At 46.5% G+C, this 9,081-nt stretch carries 15 protein-coding genes; 10 read left to right on the forward strand and 5 right to left on the reverse strand.

From position 1 onward, the window contains the following. Position 1: 1 nt before the first annotated feature. From BMX82_RS13025 to BMX82_RS08965, 3 genes are all read right to left on the reverse strand, one after another. Positions 2–766, reverse strand: a complete 765-nt coding sequence (locus BMX82_RS13025; protein ID WP_177172063.1) for a hypothetical protein — start codon at positions 764–766, stop codon at positions 2–4. 673 nt (positions 767–1,439) lie between these two features. After that, on the reverse strand, positions 1,440–1,853 hold the full coding sequence (locus BMX82_RS08960; protein ID WP_091768058.1) for a secondary thiamine-phosphate synthase enzyme YjbQ: 414 nt from the start codon (positions 1,851–1,853) through the stop codon (positions 1,440–1,442). A 19-nt stretch (positions 1,854–1,872) separates the two neighbouring features. Continuing rightward, positions 1,873–2,181, reverse strand: a complete 309-nt coding sequence (locus BMX82_RS08965; RefSeq protein WP_091768061.1) for a hypothetical protein — start codon at positions 2,179–2,181, stop codon at positions 1,873–1,875. A 152-nt stretch (positions 2,182–2,333) separates the two neighbouring features. Between BMX82_RS08965 and BMX82_RS08970 the strand changes: the two genes are divergently transcribed. From BMX82_RS08970 to BMX82_RS09015, 10 genes are all read left to right on the forward strand, one after another. Beyond that, a complete protein-coding gene (locus tag BMX82_RS08970) occupies positions 2,334–2,651 on the forward strand; it encodes a heavy metal-binding domain-containing protein (RefSeq protein WP_091768064.1) in 318 nt (105 codons plus the stop codon). A gap of 9 nt (positions 2,652–2,660) precedes the next feature. Then, positions 2,661–2,834: a YccF domain-containing protein gene (locus tag BMX82_RS08975; protein WP_091768067.1), complete on the forward strand. Its 174-nt coding sequence runs from the start codon at positions 2,661–2,663 to the stop codon at positions 2,832–2,834. Positions 2,835–2,849: 15 nt separating this feature from the next. Then, on the forward strand, positions 2,850–3,329 hold the full coding sequence (locus tag BMX82_RS08980) for a DUF4112 domain-containing protein (RefSeq protein WP_091768594.1): 480 nt from the start codon (positions 2,850–2,852) through the stop codon (positions 3,327–3,329). A gap of 127 nt (positions 3,330–3,456) precedes the next feature. Then, entirely contained in the window at positions 3,457–3,999 is a 543-nt protein-coding gene (locus BMX82_RS08985; protein ID WP_091768070.1) for a glutathione peroxidase, read from the forward strand. A 51-nt stretch (positions 4,000–4,050) separates the two neighbouring features. Further along, a complete protein-coding gene (locus tag BMX82_RS08990) occupies positions 4,051–4,491 on the forward strand; it encodes a MarR family winged helix-turn-helix transcriptional regulator (RefSeq protein ID WP_091768073.1) in 441 nt (146 codons plus the stop codon). 15 nt (positions 4,492–4,506) lie between these two features. Then, positions 4,507–4,935, forward strand: a complete 429-nt coding sequence (locus BMX82_RS08995; RefSeq protein WP_033148834.1) for a DoxX family protein — start codon at positions 4,507–4,509, stop codon at positions 4,933–4,935. Positions 4,936–4,947: 12 nt separating this feature from the next. Then, complete coding sequence (locus tag BMX82_RS09000) at positions 4,948–5,187, forward strand: hypothetical protein (protein WP_410524410.1); 240 nt, start codon at positions 4,948–4,950, stop codon at positions 5,185–5,187. 11 nt (positions 5,188–5,198) lie between these two features. Further along, the gene (locus BMX82_RS09005; RefSeq protein ID WP_091768080.1) at positions 5,199–5,603 is read left to right on the forward strand and encodes a ferritin family protein; all 405 of its coding nucleotides are present in this window, start codon (positions 5,199–5,201) and stop codon (positions 5,601–5,603) included. Between the two features lie 12 nt (positions 5,604–5,615). After that, positions 5,616–6,338: a flavin reductase family protein gene (locus BMX82_RS09010; RefSeq protein WP_231480215.1), complete on the forward strand. Its 723-nt coding sequence runs from the start codon at positions 5,616–5,618 to the stop codon at positions 6,336–6,338. Between the two features lie 277 nt (positions 6,339–6,615). Continuing rightward, positions 6,616–7,041 carry an Hsp20/alpha crystallin family protein gene (locus tag BMX82_RS09015; RefSeq protein ID WP_091768083.1) on the forward strand — a complete coding sequence of 142 codons (426 nt, stop codon included), beginning with the start codon at positions 6,616–6,618 and terminating at the stop codon, positions 7,039–7,041. An 84-nt stretch (positions 7,042–7,125) separates the two neighbouring features. Here BMX82_RS09015 and dinB read toward each other — a convergent pair whose 3' ends face one another. After that, the gene (gene dinB / locus BMX82_RS09020) at positions 7,126–8,214 is read right to left on the reverse strand and encodes a DNA polymerase IV (protein WP_091768087.1); all 1,089 of its coding nucleotides are present in this window, start codon (positions 8,212–8,214) and stop codon (positions 7,126–7,128) included. Positions 8,215–8,229: 15 nt separating this feature from the next. Beyond that, the gene (locus tag BMX82_RS09025) at positions 8,230–8,658 is read right to left on the reverse strand and encodes an acyl-CoA thioesterase (protein WP_091768596.1); all 429 of its coding nucleotides are present in this window, start codon (positions 8,656–8,658) and stop codon (positions 8,230–8,232) included. Positions 8,659–9,081 lie beyond the last annotated feature (423 nt).

Raw genomic sequence — 9,081 nt, forward strand, 5'->3', positions numbered from 1 at the left:
TTTATTTGTTTCTTTCCCACTTTTGATGGAGTGTATTCCATTTCTCGCTATGGGCACCCAGAGCACCAATTTGGCGCGGGTGTGCCAATGGGAGAACATTTATGGTGTGACCGTCAATGGTAGCTGCTGTAGCTTTGCCATAACCATAGATTTCGACGTACTCCTGGAGTGATTTGTAAGGAACGTCTGCCACAGAATTCAGGAACTGTGCAATGGGAATGTCACCAAGCAGAACTAAAAGGCTAGCCTGTGACTCTTTGAGTTCGGACAAAATTTCCTGGCATCGCTGAGTGTCGCAGAATACATTTGGACGCTCTGGGATTGTGACTTTATTCAGACCATATTGCTCAATCAGCGGATTGTAGCGTTCGGTAATAACCTTGACCTGACCAGAGTTCAGTCGTGTTTCAGGAAGGAGGTCGCAAAGCCATGCATCTTTCCTTGTGTATCCTAAAGTACCAAGGATATGCTCGTCGAGAACTTTTGCAGAAGGGCCATTGAGATGACTGCCTGCAGGCTCCAATGTTCCTGCCTCCTTGGGGATACTGATTTTTGAAATGATTTCCTTTGCCTCCTCGATGTTGCCATCCCAGAAAATGCGTGGCTCACTTGCTACGGCAAGAGCTGTGCATTCGGTTTTACCATTTCTCTTCCAACGAGCATGTACAGCACTCGCATAAACTCCAAGAACAAATACTTTTTTAGGTGTGCGGTCTTGCTGGACTAATGTTTTGACGGTTTGTCCAAATGGATATTGGTATTTCATTTTTTTTGTTGCTATATGTTACCGGTACAAAAATAGATGTTTTATTCTATATTTGCAAATTAGCATGTACTTTTTTAAGTACTTTTTGATTATTTGTCGTCTTTCGCCTGTCAGAGTTTTAGATTTTTGCGTGATTTTTTTTCTTCCATTTTTTCAATTTTAGTCTATACCTCCACTAAGTAGATATATCTTTCAGTGTAAATAGCTTGTTTATAGCTATATACGGAAGTGAGTGTACAATTTTGTACCTCCACTAAACCTCCACTAAACCTCCACTACACAAGAGGGGGCGAGTTTTGCTCAAAAAGGGCCGAGTTTTCACAAAAACTCATGGAGTATTTTCTGAAAGTCGTGGAGTTTTTGGCATTTTAGTGGAGGTTTAGTGGAGGTTTAGTGTATGTATGAAATTGAAATAACTTTTTGGAAATAAAAGTGTTAAGCCATATTTGGTGTATGTTGAAACGAGTTTTGTCGATTCTGAGCAATAATTTTTGCGTATTAGCGTGCAATTTTACCTTTTTTCACGATGAAATGAATCAACAGCAATGTTTAATAAAAATCAAGAAATGTGTTCATGTAATAACTATGAAACAGGGAGAATGGAATTCAAACAGTCTGATATCCATTCTCCCTGGCCTTAATGGTTAAAAACTATCACAAATATTTATTTGTATTATTCTCCGATGATTGTTACAACCAATTCTCTGGAACCGCCATAATTGCGATATTCGCAGAAGTAGATGCCCTGCCAAGTACCAAGGTTCAAATGTCCGTCGGTTATGGGGATGGTGATGCTCACACCGCTTAACGTGGACTTAGCGTGAGCAGGCATGTCGTCGGCACCCTCTAAGGTGTGTTCGTATTCAGGTCTGTTCTCTGGAACAAGACGGTTGAAGATGGTTTCCATATCTACACGTACGTCAGGGTCGTAATTCTCATTGAGACTCAGTCCGCAACTGGTGTGCTTCGTGAAGATGTTCACGATGCCCGTCTTCGGTAGTGGTGGCAACTTGCTCATAATCTCGCTTGTCACCAAGTGAAACCCTCTGCGTTTGGGGGGCAGTGTTATCTCAATTTGTTGTACCATTTTCTTTCTGATTTATCATTTAGTCATAGTATTCTATTTGCAGTTCTTTGCTGACATTGAAATCATCGTGGAAACCATCATCGTATTTATAGACGATGCGAAGACCGCGGTAGGTCGCGGGCACCTTCAGCGTGTCAATCAGGTGCCACTTGGGCCGTCCGAAGTCGTACGACTCTCTATCTAGGATGATTCGGTTTGAAACGAAGTCGAACGTGTAATAGCCACCGCCAATGCACTGGTCGCCAGGCAGCAGCAGATGCTTGTGTTGGTCAACCATTCCCAGACGAAAAACACCGTCCATTGTGATAATAAACTTCGGTAGTTTCATCGGATTCTTTTTGTAATTTTGCTGCAAAAGTACGAAAAATCGGGCAGAATGATGTATTTTGTTGTTATAAAACCGATTTTTAGTAAAGTATACTGCAACTTTTTGCCTCGGAGTAATGTCTAATAATTAGAAACTCTTAACAGATAACGATTATGATACTATCAACAACCCCACAGATTGAAGGTCACACCATCCGCGAATACAAGGGTATTGTGGCAGGTGAAACCATTATTGGCGCCAACATGTTTAAGGACCTCTTTGCAGGCATCCGCGACATCGTAGGCGGTCGAGCTGGCGCTTACGAGAAGGTACTTTCCGAAGCCAAGGACACCTCCATGCAGGAGATGATACAACGTGCTCAGGCTCTTGGAGCCAACGCCATCGTAGGCATCGACATCGACTATGAGACTGTCGGAGCCAATGGCTCAATGCTCATGGTAGCCACCAGCGGAACGGCTGTTGTCATCTAAATCAGATCAATGAAGACGTTAGGAAACATCATCTGGGTCATCTTCGGAGGCCTGCATATAGCCTTGGAGTATTTCATCGCAGGACTGATACTGATGATCACCATCATCGGCATCCCATTCGGAAAGATGCACTTCCGACTTGCAAAGCTGGCTCTTTCACCTTTTGGCAAAGAGGTTGTATAGCCCGTGAGCAAGGACGTGAAACGTGAACTGCAGCGTAAACGTCTGATGGACAACAAAGCCTATCAGACGATGAGTGGTCTGACGCGCTACATGGATCGCTACTATCTGGATGCACTCATTGGCATCATCCCTGGCTGGGGCGATGCCCTTGTGTTACTCTGTGTAGTGCCGTTCATATATTTCTCGTCGAGAGTCATCAAGAGCATACCTTTGACGCTGGCCGTCCTCAATAATGCCCTGCGTGACGTGCTCTTGGGCATGATTCCCTTCTTCGTCGGTGACGTTATCGACATCTTCCATCGTGCCAACACAAAGAATATGGCAATGATTCAGGGCTTTGTTGACGGTGATGAGACCATCATCAAGCAAGTGAACCAACGAGCCTGGCAGTCTGCCATCGTCCTCATTTTCCTACTATTGCTCATAGCCTTGATGATATGGGCACTCGTCAGCTTTGGCAGCTACCTGTATTCATTGGTAGCATCTGTCTTCTAAAGAGTACTCGAAGAAAACATCGCAGGCGATATATTGTTAAACTCTCTTAAAGATTTCGATAAATCGCTTGCGATATAAAACATTCTTCTTACCTTTGCATCGTGAACGATACAAACGGGTAAAAGATATGGCAAAGATTTATGATTTCAAGGCTTTTTCAAGCAAAGGTAAGGAGATTGATTTCTCACAGTTTCAGGGTAAGGTATTGCTGATTGTCAACACAGCCAGCAAGTGTGGATTCACACCTCAATTTGCAGGACTGGAGGAACTGAACCAGAAGTACAAGGACAAGGGACTGGTGATTGTCGGCTTCCCATGCAACCAGTTCAAGGAACAGGATCCTGAGGGCGATGCAAAGATTGAGGAGTTCTGCCAACTGAACTACGGTGTTACATTTCAGATTATGAAGAAGGGTGATGTCAACGGCCCCGATGCCCAGCCCATCTTCGAGTATCTGAAAACACAGGCACCCACCGAGGAGTACAACGGCCTGAAAGCCAAAGCTGCCAAGACGCTCTTCAAGGCCATCAGCAAGAGCGTGGAGAAGGACAGTGACATCAAGTGGAATTTCACCAAGTTCTTGATCTCAAAGGATGGTGAGACCATCAAGCGCTTTGCGCCCACCACAGAGCCCAAAGACTTCGAGAAGGACATTGAGGAAATGCTGTAGGTTTTTAATTAAGAGTTAAGAGTTAAGAATTAAGAGTTAAGAATTTAGAATATGCACGCAGAATTACAGCTTGACAACCAGATATGCTTCCGTCTATATACGGCGGCACGTCTCATTACACAGGCTTACACGCCGATGCTGAATGAGTTGGGTATTACCTATCCGCAGTACCTCGTTCTGATGGTGCTGTGGGAGCAGGATTCCCAACCAGTGAACGACATTGCTCATCGTCTGCTGCTCGAAACAAACACCGTTACGCCCTTGCTTCAGCGTATGGAGAAACTTGGTATCGTGGTTCGCAAGCGTGGCAAGGAGGATAAGCGCCAGCAGATAGTCAGCCTAACAAAGAAAGGCCGCGATATGGAGGAAGAAGCCTACAAGCTTATCCCTGCAGGCATGGGTGAAACGTTGAAAGCCTGCCCGCTCCAGATGGATGACTACACGCTTCTGGCCAGTGAATTAGATTCAATCATCGAAACATTAAAGAAATAAACAACCGACACAAAAATGAAATATATCAAATTATGCTTCCGTCTGCTACTTGGTCTCTTCATGACCTACGCAGGCATCAGTCATCTGACGATAGCTCGTCAGGAGTTCGTAGCACAAGTACCTACATGGCTTCAGTTCAGTCCGGGCTTTACAGATTTTGTCGTGCTGGCATCGGGCGTGGTTGAGATTGCCCTCGGCCTTGGCATGTTGTTCCTCTGGAAAAAGAAAGCACTCGTCGGTGCGCTGCTCGCACTCTTCTATGTGCTCATCTTCCCAGGCAACATCAACCAGTATGTGAACCATATCGATGCCTTCGGTCTCAACACCGATCAGGCCCGTCTCATCCGACTGTTCTTCCAGCCGGTACTCATCTTCCTCGCCCTTTGGTCAACAGGTGGCTGGAAGTATTGCAAGAAACTCTGTAACAGCTGCAGGAAAGGATAACTTCGAATGGGCATGAAGATCAAAGAGTGGCTGCAATCCCTTTCGTTCAGGACTGGTGTCATCGTCCTGTTGAGCTGCATTCCCTTCTACATCCTGTCCTTTGCCCAAATGCTGCTGCCTGTCAGTACAGCAGCAAAAGGCGTGCTTTGGGCTGTGCTCTTCGGACTGGCCAAGACCTGCCAGTATGGAGGTCTGACGATCTTGGGCGTTGAAGGTTATAAACGGCTACGGAATAAATTCAGAAAGCAATAAAAAAATACAATATGATTTACGGACTTACAAAAGGAACAGATTTTGAGAAATTATGCGACGGAGCCGCCAAGGCTGAAGCCGCAGGAGTGATGACGTACTATGCCCTCGCACGTATGGCAAAGGAGCAAGGCTATCCCGAAGAGGTCTCGGAAACCTTCATAGAGATGGCCAATCAGGAGGCCGTTCATGCCGGATTCTATGCCACGCTCAACGGCAAGTATAATGCAGACATCTGGCAGATCGCAGAGAACTTTGCAGCCGGAGAGGAAAAGGGAGAGGAACAGGTGAACCAGTTTGCCCAGGCATTCCGGGCTGCAGGCATGAACGAGGCTGCCGACGAGATGGAGATTTTTGCCAAGCAGGAAGGCCATCATGGTGCCACCTTGCGGGCTATGATCGAAAAATACAAGAAATAAAAGAATAAAGGTATGAAGAATTTTATGAAATCATCAGCCCTCGTGCTGACAGGCGTACTGCTCATTGCCGCCTGTGGAAATAAGGAGCAGAAGAGTGAGGCAAACGTCAATGAGAATCCTACTCAGGAGAAAGTCGAGGTAAAGGCAGTTGAGGGTCGCAAGAACTTCAGCGACAAGGCTGTTATCACACCACTGCCCGCCATCATGATTGCTACATGGGACGAAAACAAGAATCCCGACGTGATGATGGCTGCTTGGGGAGGCCAGTGCGGACCTAAACACATCACCTTCGAACTCTCCAAGCACAAGACCACGGACAATATCCGTCTGAAGAAGGCTTTCACCATCAGTTTTGCCACGAAGGGTGATATTGTCCAGAGCGACTATTTCGGCATTGTGTCCGGCAACGACGTGCCCGACAAGGTGGCTAAAGCGGGATTCACCATCACACCAAGTCCCAATGTCGATGCACCTATCATCAACGAGTACAAGCTGACGCTGGAGTGCAAGGTCGTGACCTTCGATGAAGACGAGAACGGTGGTGCCCGTGTCGTTGGCGAGATTGTCAACATGAGTGCTGACGAGAGCATCCTCGACGAGGAGGGTAACATCGACCTCGGCAAGCTTCAGCCCGTCATCTTCGATTCTGCCAAGAACGAATACCGTGTAGTCGGCGAGAAAGTCGGCACGGCTTGGGGATCTGGCAAGACCATTCAGGAACGTGAGGTGAAGTGATCAATTCTTGAACAACCTTCGATACTGCCGTCTGTAATAGATGGCAGTTTTTGTGCTGTCAAAATCGAGACAATGTTTAAAGGAGTTTAATAAACTGTCAGCATAGTTTAAGCGAGTTTAAAATCCGTGCCAGTTTGACTTCTGAGATTGTCATTCTGGTACGGATTCTTTCCATAGGCATGTACTTTGCTTATCTGTTAGTGAAAGCTGAAGCGAAAGCAGAGGCAATCAAGTAACAAAATGTCAAATTTAAAAGTATAATTAGGAGGTATTGATTATGTTGAACGGATTAATGAAAAGCAATGGTTGGTTCCCAACAATGTTTGATGATTTCTTTAACACTGATTTCATGCCTCGTGCCAACAGTACAGCACCCGCAGTCAATGTCAAGGAGACAGACAAGAGCTATGTAATGGAACTTGCAGCTCCAGGCATCAAGAAAGAATATTGCCGCGTAGCCATCAATGATGAGGGCAACCTCACTATCGCCATTGAGAACAAACAGGAACACAAGCAAGAGGACAAGCACCATCACTATCTGCGCCGCGAGTTCAGCTACTCGAACTACGAGCAGAGCTACACGTTGCCAGACGATGTGGTGAAGGATCAGATCTCTGCCAAGGTCGAGGACGGCATCCTAACCGTCACCATGCCGAAGACCGAGCCGAAGCAGAAGGTCACCAAGGCCATCGAGGTATCATAAGCCTCGCAGGGCTTTGTCTAAATAAGATTGAAACATCTAAAAACAGTTGGGAGCAGCATCCATTGCGGTGTTGCTCCTCTTTATTTATTTCTCTGGCCATGGCTCAAATTCCAATTCCAACTCAATCCATTGATTTTCTTCCTGTGGTGTGGCAATCTTTTGATTGGAAACGCCCAATCCTAACAGTCGGATGGGGTGTGAGTGGAATTCCACTTGCTGCATCAGTTGTTTCGCCAACGGCAGGATCTCATCTTTGGTGCGGAGAATATGGTCAACGGTGATGCTGCGGGTGATTTGCTGGAAGTCTAAGAATTTTACTTTCAATGTCAACGTCCGACCTTCGAAATCGTTCTTCTCTATGCGCCTGACCAGTTCGAGCACCGTGTGATACAGATGAATGGTGACGGCAGCATTCTCGCTGATGTCCGATTCAAAGGTCTGCTCACAGCTGACACTCTTCCGTTCCCACTCACTGATAATAGGACGGTTGTCGATGCCTCGCGAGAAATCGTAGAACACCTGTCCCATCTTGCCGAACTCCTGAGTCAGTCTGCTCAGCGACATGTTTCTCAGGTCAAGACCCGTAAAGATACCCATGCGGTGCATCTTTTCAGCGGTCTTTTGACCTACTCCCCAAATCTTCTCCACCTTCAGTTGTGCGATGAAGTCCAAAGCCCTGTCTGGGTGAATCACCGTCAGTCCGTCGGGTTTTCGCCAATCGGAAGCAATCTTTGCCAGGAACTTGCAGTAGCTCACGCCTGCCGATGCCGTCAGTCCCGTCGTCTCACGGATGCGCTGCTTGATTTCTCGCGCAATATCCACGCCCAACTCAATTCCCTTCTTATTCTCCGTCACATCAAGAAAGGCTTCGTCGAGGGATATAGGCTCTATCAGGTCGGTATAGTCGTGGAATATCTTGTGCAACCGTGCCGACACCTCCTTATACTTTTGGAAATGCGGCTCCACGATGATGAGTTGCGGACACAGCCGCTTGGCAACCTGAATGGACTGTGCAGAATGCACGCCAAACCGCCGTGCCTCGTAACTGGCCGTTGACACCACACCCCGCTCCGCATCGTGTCCTACCGCTATCGGCTTGCCACGAAGCTCCGGCTGGTCACGCTGCTCTACAGCTGCGAAAAACTGATCCATGTCCACATGGATGACCTTCATAAGCTAATTCTTTGCCTATTTCACTCCGTCATAGTCGCTGATGGCCTTGCGCCATTCGTCGGGAAACGGCATGGACAGCTTCTGTTCCAAGTCATATAGCACCAATATCGACAGGCAGCGGCTCTTCACCTCCTGCGTGTCAGTGTCAAAGATTTCCTGTTCCAGATGGAAACTCTTGTTGCCGAGTTTGGAAGTACGGGTGCGGACGGCAATACGGTCAGTGCCTTTTATCTGGGCAAAGAACTCCACTTCTATCTTCACCACGAAGATAGCATAGCGATCCCAGTCAAAACCTTTGCATACGGTGGAGACATAGTCAGTCTTACCAGAGTCGTAGAACTGAAAATATATGGTATTGTTCACGTGCCCGAACTTGTCAACGTCGTTGAAACGTATCTGCAGCGGCACCACATTGTGAAACTCGTTATTACTTTCTTCTGCCATCTTATTAGGCTTAATCTCTGTATAAATCAGCTGCAAAGATACAAAAAGTTTTGGAAAGTTATACGCATTTACAACATTTTTCGTATCTTTGCAATCAGATTAGAAAATCGTTCCTTCAAAAACGGAGGGGGATAGGCATTCTCAAGCGAAGAGGATGTTTTCAAATTTGAAATTATGTTTAAATACAACTCTGCGGAAATTCGTCGCGAAATTGGCGCAAAAGCAAAATGCAGAAACGCTGAAATGCCGATAAATACAGGGGTCCTAGGCAATTAGACAACTTGCTTGTGGTTCTGAATGTCGTGGGTTCGAGTCCCACCGGGCACCCTCGAAAAGAGACATCGCCGAAAGGCAATGTCTTTTTTTGTGAGCAGTGCCAATCAGAAATAAAAGAGACATCGCCGAAAGGCAATGTCTTTTTTT

Origin of the sequence: Prevotella sp. khp7, assembly GCF_900109055.1 — a bacterium.
GTDB lineage: Bacteria > Bacteroidota > Bacteroidia > Bacteroidales > Bacteroidaceae > Prevotella.